At 37.9% G+C, this 12,786-nt stretch carries 12 protein-coding genes; 9 read left to right on the top strand and 3 right to left on the bottom strand.

Annotation, left to right across the window (positions count from 1 at the left end; genetic code table 11):
• The first annotated feature begins 10 nt into the window (after nucleotides 1-10).
• On the top strand, nucleotides 11-334 hold the full coding sequence (locus tag QZ738_RS15160; protein ID WP_113947092.1) for a DUF3276 family protein: 324 nt from the start codon (nucleotides 11-13) through the stop codon (nucleotides 332-334).
• Between the two features lie 72 nt (nucleotides 335-406).
• On the opposite strand, the gene QZ738_RS15155 is transcribed toward QZ738_RS15160, so the two are convergent.
• Nucleotides 407-871: a hypothetical protein gene (locus tag QZ738_RS15155; RefSeq protein ID WP_293788579.1), complete on the bottom strand. Its 465-nt coding sequence runs from the start codon at nucleotides 869-871 to the stop codon at nucleotides 407-409.
• 312 nt (nucleotides 872-1,183) lie between these two features.
• Between QZ738_RS15155 and ychF the strand changes: the two genes are divergently transcribed.
• Nucleotides 1,184-2,284: a redox-regulated ATPase YchF gene (ychF, locus tag QZ738_RS15150; RefSeq protein WP_293788578.1), complete on the top strand. Its 1,101-nt coding sequence runs from the start codon at nucleotides 1,184-1,186 to the stop codon at nucleotides 2,282-2,284.
• Nucleotides 2,285-2,470: 186 nt separating this feature from the next.
• On the opposite strand, the gene QZ738_RS15145 is transcribed toward ychF, so the two are convergent.
• Together QZ738_RS15145 and mgtE are read right to left on the bottom strand one after the other, a co-directional pair.
• The gene (locus tag QZ738_RS15145; RefSeq protein ID WP_293788577.1) at nucleotides 2,471-3,085 is read right to left on the bottom strand and encodes an HAD hydrolase-like protein; all 615 of its coding nucleotides are present in this window, start codon (nucleotides 3,083-3,085) and stop codon (nucleotides 2,471-2,473) included.
• 9 nt (nucleotides 3,086-3,094) lie between these two features.
• The gene (gene mgtE / locus QZ738_RS15140; protein ID WP_293788576.1) at nucleotides 3,095-4,471 is read right to left on the bottom strand and encodes a magnesium transporter; all 1,377 of its coding nucleotides are present in this window, start codon (nucleotides 4,469-4,471) and stop codon (nucleotides 3,095-3,097) included.
• A gap of 343 nt (nucleotides 4,472-4,814) precedes the next feature.
• Here mgtE and QZ738_RS15135 point away from each other — a divergent pair, with 343 nt between their 5' ends.
• The 7 genes from QZ738_RS15135 to QZ738_RS15105 all read left to right on the top strand — a co-directional run bounded on the left by QZ738_RS15135 (nucleotide 4,815) and on the right by QZ738_RS15105 (nucleotide 12,783).
• Complete coding sequence (locus QZ738_RS15135; protein ID WP_293788575.1) at nucleotides 4,815-5,555, top strand: LytTR family DNA-binding domain-containing protein; 741 nt, start codon at nucleotides 4,815-4,817, stop codon at nucleotides 5,553-5,555.
• A 392-nt stretch (nucleotides 5,556-5,947) separates the two neighbouring features.
• Nucleotides 5,948-6,793, top strand: coding sequence for an RteC domain-containing protein (locus tag QZ738_RS15130; RefSeq protein ID WP_293788574.1), 846 nt, complete (start codon nucleotides 5,948-5,950; stop codon nucleotides 6,791-6,793).
• Between the two features lie 249 nt (nucleotides 6,794-7,042).
• Nucleotides 7,043-7,396 carry a helix-turn-helix domain-containing protein gene (locus tag QZ738_RS15125; RefSeq protein ID WP_293788573.1) on the top strand — a complete coding sequence of 118 codons (354 nt, stop codon included), beginning with the start codon at nucleotides 7,043-7,045 and terminating at the stop codon, nucleotides 7,394-7,396.
• 12 nt (nucleotides 7,397-7,408) lie between these two features.
• Nucleotides 7,409-7,717, top strand: a complete 309-nt coding sequence (locus QZ738_RS15120) for a helix-turn-helix domain-containing protein (RefSeq protein WP_293788572.1) — start codon at nucleotides 7,409-7,411, stop codon at nucleotides 7,715-7,717.
• 83 nt (nucleotides 7,718-7,800) lie between these two features.
• Nucleotides 7,801-7,980, top strand: a complete 180-nt coding sequence (locus tag QZ738_RS15115) for a hypothetical protein (RefSeq protein ID WP_293788613.1) — start codon at nucleotides 7,801-7,803, stop codon at nucleotides 7,978-7,980.
• 207 nt (nucleotides 7,981-8,187) lie between these two features.
• A complete protein-coding gene (locus QZ738_RS15110) occupies nucleotides 8,188-10,593 on the top strand; it encodes an outer membrane beta-barrel family protein (RefSeq protein ID WP_293788571.1) in 2,406 nt (801 codons plus the stop codon).
• Between the two features lie 3 nt (nucleotides 10,594-10,596).
• Nucleotides 10,597-12,783, top strand: coding sequence for a peptidase domain-containing ABC transporter (locus QZ738_RS15105; protein ID WP_293788570.1), 2,187 nt, complete (start codon nucleotides 10,597-10,599; stop codon nucleotides 12,781-12,783).
• Nucleotides 12,784-12,786 lie beyond the last annotated feature (3 nt).

The following is a 12,786-nucleotide window of genomic DNA, read 5'->3' as shown; positions in this document are numbered from 1 at the left end:
AATACCAACCATGGGAGAATTCGACAACAAGGAAAGAGAAGAAGTTTTTTCAAAGAAAGTAAGAGCAGGCAAGAGAACTTATTTCTTCGACGTGAAGGCTACAAGATCGGGTGATTACTATTTGACAGTTACCGAGAGCAAGAAAAGATTAGAAGACGGTGTGTTTGTAAAACATAAAATCTTTTTATATAAAGAAGATTTCGAAAAATTTGCAGAAGGACTAAATGAGACTGTCGATTACATCAAAACTCATCAGGATGTGGTTGAAAAACGTTATGAATATTCCGAAAATGGAGAACATAGCACCAGAACAAGCGACGATTTTACTTTTTAAGTAATATAATTTCAATAAAAAGCCTCCAGATTTTGACATCAGGAGGCTTTTTTATGTTTTTGGAAGCACCGTTTACTTTATACCGATACTGCTCGCCGCTACTGCGAGAATTAATAGAAAATAGCTTGCCAAAAATACAATAGTAAGTATTCCCCAAAATTTAAACAGTGATTTTACATTTGCGATGGCATCATTAAAATTTTCCTGATCGCCAAATAATACACCTTGTTTACCTTTTGCTGAAAAACGCATTAACAATAAACTTGGGTAAAAAAAAAGTAAGGCCAACAAAAGGTAAAATATGGTAATGCCCGTTGCGCCGATACCAGCTAACGGCCCTAATTGATTAAGCATTGCAGGATTTGCTGTTATTGCCGCCCCTATACCAAATGAACTCAAGGTTAAAAATGCAGAGATCACAAAACCTACAACCGATAAAAATCTTGCCCATTTACTCATATCGTAAAAATAACTGCGCATTTCTTCGGTAACAATCAATTTTACTTCCTGGGGCACTTCCTTTTCAAAATCTTCCATTTAATCTCTATTATGTATTTTGGGCTAAACTTAGATAAAATATAGATTTGATACAAGAGCAGGGGTTTAAATAAAGGTTTAAAAGCTTATCTTTGCGCGGAATTTAGGTGGAAGGTGGAAGGTGGAAGGTGGAAGGTGGAAGGCGGAAGGCGGAAGGCGGAAGGCGGAAGGCGGAAAAGGTAAAATGGTTGATGGTTGATGGTTTGATAGATCATAGCACGGCCGACAAAACTTAAGATTAAATGAGCATAGGGCTATTGATCATAAAATTATGAACCAATAGCCAAAACTAGACATAAAGACTAAAAAATAATGGCATTACAATGTGGTATAGTGGGTTTACCAAATGTGGGAAAATCTACTCTTTTTAACTGTTTATCAAATGCAAAAGCACAGGCGGCAAATTTCCCCTTTTGTACTATCGAGCCCAACGTTGGCGTAATTACGGTACCTGATGATCGCTTAACCAAACTGGCCGAGCTGGTTAAACCCAATAAAGTACAACCCAACACAATCGAGATTGTAGATATTGCAGGATTGGTGAAAGGTGCATCAAAAGGTGAAGGTTTAGGAAACCAGTTTCTGGGAAATATCCGTGCAACCAATGCCATTATTCACGTTTTACGTTGTTTTGATGATGGAAATGTAATCCATGTGGATGGTTCTGTTGATCCGATCCGTGATCGTGAAATTATTGATACTGAACTTCAGCTTAAAGATTTGGATACTGTTGACAAACGTATCCAAAAAGTGGAAAAAATGGCTAAAACAGGTGGTGATAAGGATGCCAAACGTACTTATGAGATTTTAACGGTGGTTAAATCTCACTTGGAAAGCGGTAAATCAATCCGTACGGCACCATTGGCACCAGAAGATTTTGAGTTCATCCAGGATTTAGGTTTGTTAACTCAAAAACCCGTCATGTATGTTTGTAATGTGGATGAAGCATCTGTAGTTACCGGAAATAAATATGTTGACCTGGTTAGAGCAAACGTTGCGGATGAAAATGCGGAAGTTTTAGTGATCTCTGCTAAAATTGAATCAGAAATTGCCGAGCTGGATAGTTACGAAGAGCGTCAGGAATTTTTGGCTGATTTAGGGTTAACCGAATCGGGCGTAAACAAACTGATCCGTGCGGCTTATAAATTATTAAACCTGTATACCTATTTCACCGCCGGTGTGCAGGAAGTTAGGGCCTGGACCATTACAAAAGGTTTTACAGCGCCACAGGCTGCCGGCGTAATCCACACCGATTTTGAAAAAGGATTTATCCGTGCAGAGGTGATCAAGTATAACGATTTTGTAACCTTAGGCTCTGAAAATGCCTGTAAAGATGCCGGAAAATTGGGTGTAGAGGGAAAAACTTATGTAGTGGAAGATGGCGATATTATGCACTTCAGATTTAATGTTTAATGCTTTTACCCTCCAAAGGAATTAAAAAACTTACAAGTCATTCTCTAGAGTGGCTTTTATTTTGATTTTAGATTTGACAACTTTAATAGCACGGTTGTCCGGAAAGTTGTCAAATCTTCTGGTTTTATCGAACTGAAGATCCTGAAATAAATTCAGGATGACGATCAGGATGAGAGAATATCTATATTAAACCTCCAGCCCGTAAGCGGCTAATTGCGCTTTGGTATCTGCGTAATCGGTATGATGAATACCTTTTAAACCTAAACCTTCGGCAACCTGTACAAATAACATCCTATCATCAATGTATAAACTAGTTTCTACGTCGCTTTGCGAAATGTCTATCGCTACTTTAAAGATATCTGCATCTGGTTTACGGAAGTGCACAAAACTGGATGAAACAAAAAAATCGACAAACTCATTCAATTTAAAGGTATTGATGCGGTATTGGTTGAGTTCCCGGCCTTCATTGCTGATTACTGCTACCTTTAAATTGTATTTCTTTTTTAAATCACAGATCAACTGAATCATTTCCGGATAAGGAAGCGATTTTTTGAACATGAATTCCTTAAAATCATCGTAAGTAAAATCACGTTCTTTGAAAAAAACGATACGCTCCAGATATTCATCCAGCGTTAGCTTACCTACTTCATAAGTATCGAAAGTAAGGTGATGCCGTTCTTCGAGATCAACAGAATCAAGTTTAAAAAGTACTGAAGCCTCTCCTCTCGCCTGCCTATCCCAGCCATTGGTTAACAAAACGCCCCCAATATCGGTAAAGAGCGTGGTAATTTTCTTATGCATAATCTAAATTTAAAGTAAAACGCCTTTTAAAATTAATACGGCCACACTGAAATAGATTACGATTCCGGTTACATCTACCATAGTAGCTACAAATGGTGCAGATGAGGTTGCCGGATCGAGTTTCAGTTTTTTTAGAATGATGGGCATCATCGAACCGATTAAACTGCCCCATAAAACAATCCCCACCAGGGTAAAGAATATTGTAGTGGCGATTAATAACCAATGTGGCCCATAATTATAGAGGTGTAATTCTTGCCAGGTTACAATACGGACAAAACCAATTGTCCCTAAAATGACCCCCAGTAATACTCCGGAAACGAGCTCGCGGCGCATTACCCTCCACCACTCAGCAATGGTTACTTCGCCCAAAGCCATGGCCTGGATAATTAACGTTGATGCCTGGGAACCGCTATTACCGCCACTACTCATAATCAAAGGAATAAAAAGAGACAATACCACTGCCTTTTCGAGTTCGATTTCGAAATGTTGCATGGCTGTTGCGGTTAACATTTCGCCCAAAAACAGCACGATTAGCCAACCAGCACGCTTTTTCACCAATTTGAGGATCGGGATATCCAGATAAGGCTCATCCAAAGCCTCTGTACCCCCTATTTTATGCATATCTTCGGTATACTCTTCGTTGGCTATCCACAAAATATCATCAACGGTAACGATACCTAAAAGAATATTATTCTCGTCTACCACAGGTAAAGCTACGCGGTTATTCATCCTAAAAATGTTAATGGCATCTTCCTGAGGGTCGTTTGCTTTTAAGGCGATGAAACGTTTATCGGTCAACTCACCGATAATGGCTTCAGGATCGGCGAGTAAAACCTCCCGGATCCTGATATCGTCCAATAGTACCCCTTCTTTATCGATTACGTACACTACATCAATGGTTTCGGAATTCTTTCCATAACGCCTGATGTGCGCCAGCACCCTCGCGATAGACCATTCAGGTTTTACGGCAATGTAATCGGGTGTCATTAACCGGCCGATACTGTATTCGTTGTAACCTAAAAGGGTGAGCGATTCATTTCTTTCCTGTGGTGGCAACAGGGTAATCATTTTTTTTACCACATCTCCTTTTAGTTCACCAAAAAGTGCCGTACGGTCATCGGGTGGCAGATCTTTGATGATCTGATTGAGCTTATTGCCTGAAAGTTTTTTAATAATACGCTCCTGTGTAGGAAAATCCAGAATCCTGAAAACATTTACGGCCCTGTTGAGGGACAAGGTTTCGATAAATTTGGCTGCATATTGTGGAAGTTCGTCAATCAGTTCTTCCACATCCGAAATGTTCAGTTGATCCAGATATTGCTTTAGCGCTTTATCGTTCTCTTTCTCAATTAGTTCCTGAATTTCTTCCACAACCATTTCTTCCATACGCAGCTATTTATTTTATTACATGCCAAAACCTTAATTAACGGTTCGCAAAGGTGCATTTTATTTCGCTAAAATGCCAGACTAAGCCTCTAAAAACAGCATAGCAAAAGGTCTGATTTAAAAATAGAAGTGCATCAAGTCAATATGAACGCCTATCTGATCAATAGATTTAATCATTTTTTAACATAAAATATACGTTTTAACGGGATTGCCTGCCACCAATTTCATCGTATTTCTTCAATCAAAAGAAGCCTGAAAATGTAAACCATCGTAAAAAAGCTTTTGTATAACCGTGATTCTAACCAGGAATATTTTGTATCTTGTCATATCTAATATGTCTCTCATGAACAATACAATTCCCTGCATCATCATCGATGATGACCAGTCAGCTATTGATACTCTTCAAGAATGTATCTCCGCATTTCCAAGGCTCAGATTAGCACTAACGTATACAAAATCAGTTTCAGCATTAAACGATATTACCATGCTGAAGCAAAGCCATATCATCTTCACAGATATCGATATGCCTCATCTTTCGGGAATTAACCTCGCGGAGAATTTGAAAGGCGAATCGCATAATATTATTTTTATCACCTCCTATCCGCAATATGCGATCGAAGCTTTTAAAGTCAGGGCAAAGCATTATCTTCTTAAGCCATTTGATCTTTCAGAATTTGCAAAAGTGGTAAATGATGTATTAAAAGAATGTTATAGCAGTCATAATTTTGAAGGGGACAGTGAAGATGTGTTTTATTTTAGAAAATCCAGCGATAAAAGCACCATATTAACTATACCAAAAAACGAAATTATCTATATCCAGGGTTCAAATAATCATATCCATCTATACACGCCTACCGAAAATCACTCAGTTTACATGACTATTAAGGCAATGGAGGAAAAACTTAAATATAATACCAGCTTTTTCAGGGTACATAAATCCTACATCATCAATTCGGCTTTTGTAAAGAAAATTGAAGGTAATAAAATAAACCTTGGAAAGTATGAAGTATTGATGGCGGCACATTACAAGGCAGCCTTCATCAAGTTCATTGAAGACAGGTTTCTCCTATCCAGCAGGACATAGCCTGAGCTGTAAAGGCTATAGCTGAATTTAACTGTATTTTTTTGAGAAAAAAGATTAATATAGCCTAAAGTGGCTAATAAAGAAGAGTTTACAAGAACCGGAAGTGCTATCGGTAACGATTTAGTAATGGTGCTTACTGCACTCGCTTTCATCTGATTACCTTGTAAATCATTACTGCAAATATAAAAAAATAAAGGGTAAAGTACACTCAAACTTTACCCTTTTTGCGTTATTTATCTTTCCTCAAAAAAGCCTAATTAAAAATAAATCTTTCCCAATATGGGGTCAATCTGTGATGTTGGTTTAAATGTTATTTCCAAGCTTTGGCAAATTAACAAAGATCTATTTCTCAGTCAACAATTTGTCCCAATATCTTAACTAACGCCTAAACTATGGAAATCGTGTTGAATAAAATATTATCGGAAATTCAGCGTCAGGAAGATAAGCTGTCTTCTAAAGTGATGCAAACTGTGGATGAGGCTTACCAGATGACCTTATTTTTGAATGAAATGCTGTTTACCATAAAGATGAAAGTCTTACAAACCGGATTTAAAGACGACCAGCAGGAAATCCATTTTTTTAAGGACATCAAACCGCAAATTTTAGGGAAACTTATTTATTATAATAAAGTATTCCGTATTGAAACTACCTGCCCGGTAAGTACGGGGCGGATACATCAAAGTTATTTTGAGAACCAATTAAAAATCCTTAAATCTGAATATAAGGAAAACATTTCCTGTGAGGACTTTTACAGGTACTACCGTGCGGGCAGAACCGACCGGGATCATTGCTATTTCAGGCTTGGAAAAATCAATTATCACGACGGATTAAAGAGTTCCGTATTTGAAATTGACCTTAGTTTTTCCACTTATTATGATAACAAAATTGCGCATATTATAGCCAATGAGTTACTTTATACTTTTTTGCTTACTAAAATAAGCCCTGGGAAAAATCCCGATACCATTTCAATAAACGGGGATGCTAACAAAGACATTTCGTGGACTAATTCACAGAATGCGCTCATTGAGTTGATTTACGCTTTATATGCGTCGAAATCTATTGCCTTCGGTAAAATAGGTATTAGAAAATTAGCGTTGATATTCCAAATCTTATTCCAAACACCCTTAAACGATATACATCATTCTTTCCATAGGATGAAGACAAGAGCTGGCTCCAGGACGGCGTTTTTAGACCAGCTAAAAATTTCTCTCGAAGAATATATGGATAAAGACCTTTAATAAGGCTAACACAGGTTTTCAAAGCAGTACACCAAATGTGCTGCTTTTTTTTTGCCCATATCTGCCAATTGGAAAATATGGGCAAAAGGCTTTCACAAAATATCCGAAACACGCTAAAACCCTTACCAATCAAAGGTTTTTCCTCATTGCAAAAACTTTCAAAAAAATGCCAAACCAATGGGTAAGCATTGGCAGACAAACACTGCCACACTTCTGAATTTTGCCCTGTGAATATTAAACAACAGTGCTATGAACATAATAACAGTTGAAGAAGAAGTGTGGAAGCACCTTAATGAACGGTTGAAAGCCATTAGCGAATATATCCTCAAATTGGAAGATACAAGCTACGACAGCTTGTGGCTTAACAATCACGAAGTCTGCCAGTACCTCCACATCAGCGAAAAAACATTGTGGCGTATGCGCACCACAGGTCAGATAGTCTTTTCCAAAATGTATGGGCAGTATTACTATACGATTGGTGCTATCAAAGAAATGCTCAATGCAAACGCTGTGCAGACCAAGGATGAATATGTAGAGCAACTTATGGCAAAAGGCAAAAGCTATATTGAGAAAGGCAGAAAATTGAAATCAGGTAATCATTAATAGCATACACGTATGAACATTGACAGAATGGAATTCGTGGCGTGGATGGAACGTATAATGGATAGGCTTGACATTCTCGGCAACCACATAGACGATTTACAAAAGAAGCGCAACAGCATAGATGGCGAAGAATTACTGGACAATCAGGATTTATTGCAAATGCTGAAAATAAGCAACCGTTCCCTGCAACGGTATCGCTCCATAGGCAAGCTGCCTTATTATACCATTAGCGGAAAGCTGTATTACAAACTGTCCGATGTGCATCAGTTCATCAGAGAAAGTTTTAACCCGCCTTTGCCCAAATTGGATGCCAATAAGTGACAAACGCTGCCTTTGAGTGCCACATAAAGCAAATCAGTGAAGGCTTCCTTTACATTCGACGGTGAATTTTAAAATATCAGATTATGAGTGAAGAAACAACGACTAAACAGGAAATGCCCGAACAGCTTTCGGACATATTACTCGTACTGGATAAAGAGAAAATGAAAATCCAGGCGGTAAAGAAATCAGTCAATCATCTTCATATTAAACAATATTTAGCTACAAATAATACTTATGTTACTGCAACTAAGTTGCAAACTTAGACAAAATATTAGAAAAGATATACATCCTTAATGGTTATCTACGAAAATTAAGTTTTGCGGGATATTATTGTCCAAATACATTAACAATGCTTTGAAATCACATTAAATTATTGCAACTTTGTTGCGGTAATTTTAGCCGTACTGTCGATCTACCGATTCAAGTGTACGGTGAACAGCTTAAATTTTTATGAACTTCTTACTTGAAATATGAGAAGATTTTTAGTGCTCATTTTTATTTTTTCTGCCGTTTTTTGTTATGGGCAAGCCAGCATATCATTAGTTGGGAAAGTAGCCGATTCATCAACCAAACATTTTATTCCATTAGTATCAGTTAGCTTTTCGGCGGTTGGTTTCGATGTTAAAAAGTCAACCTTAACAGATACAAGCGGGTATTTTACATTTGAGGTCTCACCTCGTTATGATTACATTTTAACCATTAGCTGTATTGGTTATGAACAAAAAACAATAACGGTGCATAAGGATTGGCTAAAATCCACCAAAACGTTCAATCTGGACACCATATACCTCCCCCGAAAGTCAAAAAAATTAGATGAAGTAATTGTAACTGGTAATCGGCCAAAGATTAGGCAAGAAATAGACCGTTTAATATATGACATCCAAGCCGATAAGGATCATAAGGTTTTAAATGTATTGGAAATGATGTCCAAAGTTCCGCTCCTTTCATTGGATGGCGAAGAAAATGTTTTGCTAAAAGGTAGCGGCAGTTACCGGATATTTATTAATGGCCGTCCGTCGGCGATGTTTGTCAATAACCCTAAAGAAGCATTGAGGGCTATGCCAGCCAGTTCTGTTAAACAAATTGAGGTCATCACTACACCACCAGCCAAATATGATGCTGAGGGGCTTGCAGGGATCATAAATATTGTCCTAAACAAAAAACTGGTTGATGGTTATAGCGCATCAATAGGTATTAACTATAACAACACAGTTGGTACTGGCGAAAATCTTACACTTTCGGGCAAAAAAGGCAAATTTGGCATCACTGGGCGAGCTTACTTATTTCAGGATTTTGAACGTCATTTGCAGAAAAGTGTCTGGAGACAAACATTTTCACCATATCAATCCAGTTTTTCCCAATCTGGTGACTATTCCTTTAAAGGAAGCTATTTTACCGAAAGCGTTGAACTTAGCTATGATATTGATACATTAAATCTACTTACCGCTTCCATTAATTTTACGAATACCAGGTATGATGATCAAACATTAATTTCTGCACTCTCTTTAAATGACCAGCAACAATTATTTCAAAGCTATCAGGCACGTAACCTTAATCCGCAGAGAGAAAGTGGGCTTAATCTCGATGTTAATTATCAAAAGGGGTTTAAGAATAAAAAAGACCGGTTACTAACGCTTTCTTATCAATATCAGCACGCTCCTGAAAGACAGACCAATGATGTTTATTTTACCAATAAGCAGAATTATACAATGAGTGATTACTGGCAAAAAAATCAGGCCAGTTTAACCGAGCAGACATTTCAGGCAGACTATGTTCATCCGGTATCTAAATTTACATTTGAAGGTGGTGGAAAAGCTATATTTCGTAACAACACCAGCGATTTTACAACTGGATTGTTAGCACCTATAAACGGTTCTACTAACAGTTATCTACAACCGGATGATGAATTCACTTATAGTCAGAATATATTCAGCTTATACCAATCCTGGCGTTTTAAGATTAAATCAATTGAACTGAAAACGGGACTTCGATTGGAGCATACCATAGTAAATGGCGATTTTGTAACACAGCAACAAAGCCTGAATACCTCATATACCAACCTGATACCGGTAATATCCATTCAACATAGGTTAAAACAGGGAGCATTGAACTTTGGGTTTACACAGCGAATCAACAGACCAGGGATAGGTCAGCTCAATCCATTTGTTAATCGTGCCAATCCAGCTTTCGCTTCATCTGGCAATCCGGACTTGAAAGCTGTTTTAAAGAATAATCTTGAATTAAGCTATAGCCGGTACGGTAAAGCGAACATCAATATTAGTAGCAGTTATTCCTTCTCTAACAATACCATTCAGACAGTTACCACCTTGGTTGATAGTATCGCTTACACCAGTTTCGAAAATCTTGGAAAAGACAGGGGATTATCGTTAAACCTTAGTGTAAGTTATCCTTTCACTAAGGCGCTTTCTGTTACGTTGAATAGTGAATTGAATTATGTATGGTTGAAAGGGACTTATAATAATTACTCGTTTACCAATAGTGGATTACAAGGATATGCCTACGGAAATGTGAGTTATGATTTCAAAGAAAATTGGCGCTTTAGCCTTGCCTCAACGCTCAGGGGAAGGGATATATTTCTTCAAGGATCAAGTAACGGGTATATCGCAAGTACTTTCAGGGTTTCAAGAAATCTATTCCAAAAGAAATTTACGGTTGCCGCAACTGCAAACAACCCTTTCAGTAAATACCGGTATGTATTAGCAAAAACAAATGGCATTGATTTTATCCAGGAACGAAATACACAGCGCTTTTATCGCTCATTCAGTCTATCGCTTAACTACAATATCAACAACCTTAAATCATCTATCAGGAAAAACGACCGGGGCATTAAGAATGATGACCTGATAAGTAATTAACCTATGGCCATACGAACAACTTTTCCTTTTTACCGTCAGTTGGATTCGATGGATTGTGGGCCAACCTGCCTGCGTATGGTGGCAGCACATTTTGGAAAAAGCCACTCCATCTATTGGCTTAGAAATCTTTGCCATATCGACAAAGCAGGTGTTAGTTTCAGTTCATTAAAAGGAGCACTTGAAAAGATGGGTTTTAAGGCACTTCCCGTTGAAATTGATTTGGACACCTTAAAAGAAAAAGTACAGTTGCCCTGTATTTTACATTGGGACAAAAAGCATTTCGTTGTTCTTTATCAGGTAAGTCAAAATGGAATTTGGGTAGCTGATCCCGCAATTGGTAAAATCAGGTATGAGGTTAGTGAGTTCTTGAACCATTGGCAATCAGAACTGGGCACAAATGAGGGCAGAGCTATAATTATAGAGCCAACCTCAATCTTTTACGATACTGTTTCACAAAAAGAGCCTAAAATTGGCTTGGCTCATTCGTGGCAGCTTCTTAAAGCACATCAAAGGAAACTGTTATTTACCGTACTTACGCTATTAATCGGTTCCAGCCTCACCCTAATTCTTCCTTTTATAACACAGGCTATTGTCGATAAAGGAATAAATGGTAAAAGCCTTTCATTGATAAAGTTATTGGCACTTGCTCAATTGTTATTGGTTTTCGGCCGGATAGCGATGGATGTGATCAGGGCCAGGTTACTTTTTGGCATAGGTACTGAGATCAGTATTGAAACGCGCACTAGCTTTTTATCGAAACTGCTGAAACTCCCTTTCACTTTTTTTGATACCAGAAATATTGGCGACAATATCCAAAGGATGCAGGATAATCAGAAAGTTGAACAGTTTTTTACGGAATCCCTGGTCAACATCTTGTTAGCCATTATCAGCTTTCTGGTTTTTGGAAGTGTGCTGGCTTATTACAATATGCCTATTTTTTGCACTTTTTTAGTTGGCAGTGCGATAATGCTTTGCTGGATTTTGGTCAATTCTCAACAACGAAAAATTATAGACTATAAACTGTTCAGACAATCGTCAGCCAATCAACTGATGCTGGTAGAGAGTATCTCTGCTATACAGGAAATCAAACTTACAGGCTGTGAAAATCAAAAAACCACACATTTTGAACAACAGCAGCGAAATGCTTATGCAATTAAGCTAAAAAGCCTGAAGCTGGATCAACGCATACAGAACGGGACCCAATTGGTGAACGAAATAAAAAATGTTTTGATTACCTACCTGGCCGCCTCGGCAGTTGTTTCGGGAGAAATGTCAATGGGTATGATGTTATCGATCTCTTTTATTGCCGGACAATTAAATACACCCATTTTTCAGTTTACAGAATTTATCCGGACCTACCAAAATGCAGATTTTAGTATGCGAAGAATGAATGAAATATTTCTTGAAGCTGACGAAGATGATGCTAAGCAGGAATTTAAAAAAGTTAAGAGACAGTCTCTTAGATTAAGTAAAATTTCCTTTAGGTATGGCGCTCCTGAAACTCCATTATTGTTCGATGACTTGTCCCTGAAAATCCCATATGGTAAAACCACGGCAATTGTTGGAATGAGTGGCAGTGGAAAAACAACACTCCTAAAGTTGCTCCTAAAATTCTACAGCCCTTTTTCAGGAAATATTCTTTTGGGCGAAACTGACTTGGATTCTATCAATGCTTCAGAATGGAGAAAGCGGTGTGGTGTAGTGATGCAGGACGGATTCATCTTTGCCGATACTATATCCAATAATGTGACGGTAGGATTTGATGCTATTGACCACGAAAGATTAATACGTGCGTGTAAAATGTCAAATATGCTATCATTTATTGAAAGCCTTCCATTTGGGTTTAATACGATCATTGGTAAAGATGGCCACGGTTTGAGTGAAGGCCAGAAGCAGCGAATCCTTATCGCTAGGCTTATATATAAAAACCCTGATTTCGTTTTTATGGACGAAGCCACTAATTCTCTGGATGCAAATAATGAAAAGGTTATACAGGAAAATCTCGATGAATTTTTTGTGGGTAGAACCGTAGTGGTCGTTGCTCATCGATTAAGTACCGTGCGAAATGCAGATAACATTGTGGTTTTGGATAAAGGGCGAATTCTCGAACAAGGTTCGCACAAAGATTTGGCTTTGGCTAAGGGACCATATTACACACTTATCAAAAATCAACTCGAATTGGGTAAATAGAAA

It is taken from the genome of uncultured Pedobacter sp. (assembly GCF_913776295.1).
GTDB lineage: Bacteria > Bacteroidota > Bacteroidia > Sphingobacteriales > Sphingobacteriaceae > Pedobacter.
The sequence above is the reverse complement of the archived record's forward strand: the minus strand, read 5'-3'. Positions and strand labels throughout refer to the sequence as shown.

Excerpts from the sequence above, each read along its gene's own strand:
- QZ738_RS15135 (WP_293788575.1), top strand. The coding sequence starts at position 4,815 with ATGAACAATACAATTCCCTGCATCATCATCGATGATGACCAGTCAGCT.
- QZ738_RS15160 (WP_113947092.1), top strand. The coding sequence starts at position 11 with ATGGGAGAATTCGACAACAAGGAAAGAGAAGAAGTTTTTTCAAAGAAA.
- mgtE (WP_293788576.1), bottom strand. The coding sequence starts at position 4,471 with ATGGAAGAAATGGTTGTGGAAGAAATTCAGGAACTAATTGAGAAAGAG.
- QZ738_RS15155 (WP_293788579.1), bottom strand. The coding sequence starts at position 871 with ATGGAAGATTTTGAAAAGGAAGTGCCCCAGGAAGTAAAATTGATTGTT.
- QZ738_RS15105 (WP_293788570.1), top strand. The coding sequence starts at position 10,597 with ATGGCCATACGAACAACTTTTCCTTTTTACCGTCAGTTGGATTCGATG.
- QZ738_RS15145 (WP_293788577.1), bottom strand. The coding sequence starts at position 3,085 with ATGCATAAGAAAATTACCACGCTCTTTACCGATATTGGGGGCGTTTTG.
- QZ738_RS15130 (WP_293788574.1), top strand. The coding sequence starts at position 5,948 with ATGGAAATCGTGTTGAATAAAATATTATCGGAAATTCAGCGTCAGGAA.
- QZ738_RS15115 (WP_293788613.1), top strand. The coding sequence starts at position 7,801 with ATGAGTGAAGAAACAACGACTAAACAGGAAATGCCCGAACAGCTTTCG.
- ychF (WP_293788578.1), top strand. The coding sequence starts at position 1,184 with ATGGCATTACAATGTGGTATAGTGGGTTTACCAAATGTGGGAAAATCT.
- QZ738_RS15110 (WP_293788571.1), top strand. The coding sequence starts at position 8,188 with ATGAGAAGATTTTTAGTGCTCATTTTTATTTTTTCTGCCGTTTTTTGT.
- QZ738_RS15120 (WP_293788572.1), top strand. The coding sequence starts at position 7,409 with ATGAACATTGACAGAATGGAATTCGTGGCGTGGATGGAACGTATAATG.
- QZ738_RS15125 (WP_293788573.1), top strand. The coding sequence starts at position 7,043 with ATGAACATAATAACAGTTGAAGAAGAAGTGTGGAAGCACCTTAATGAA.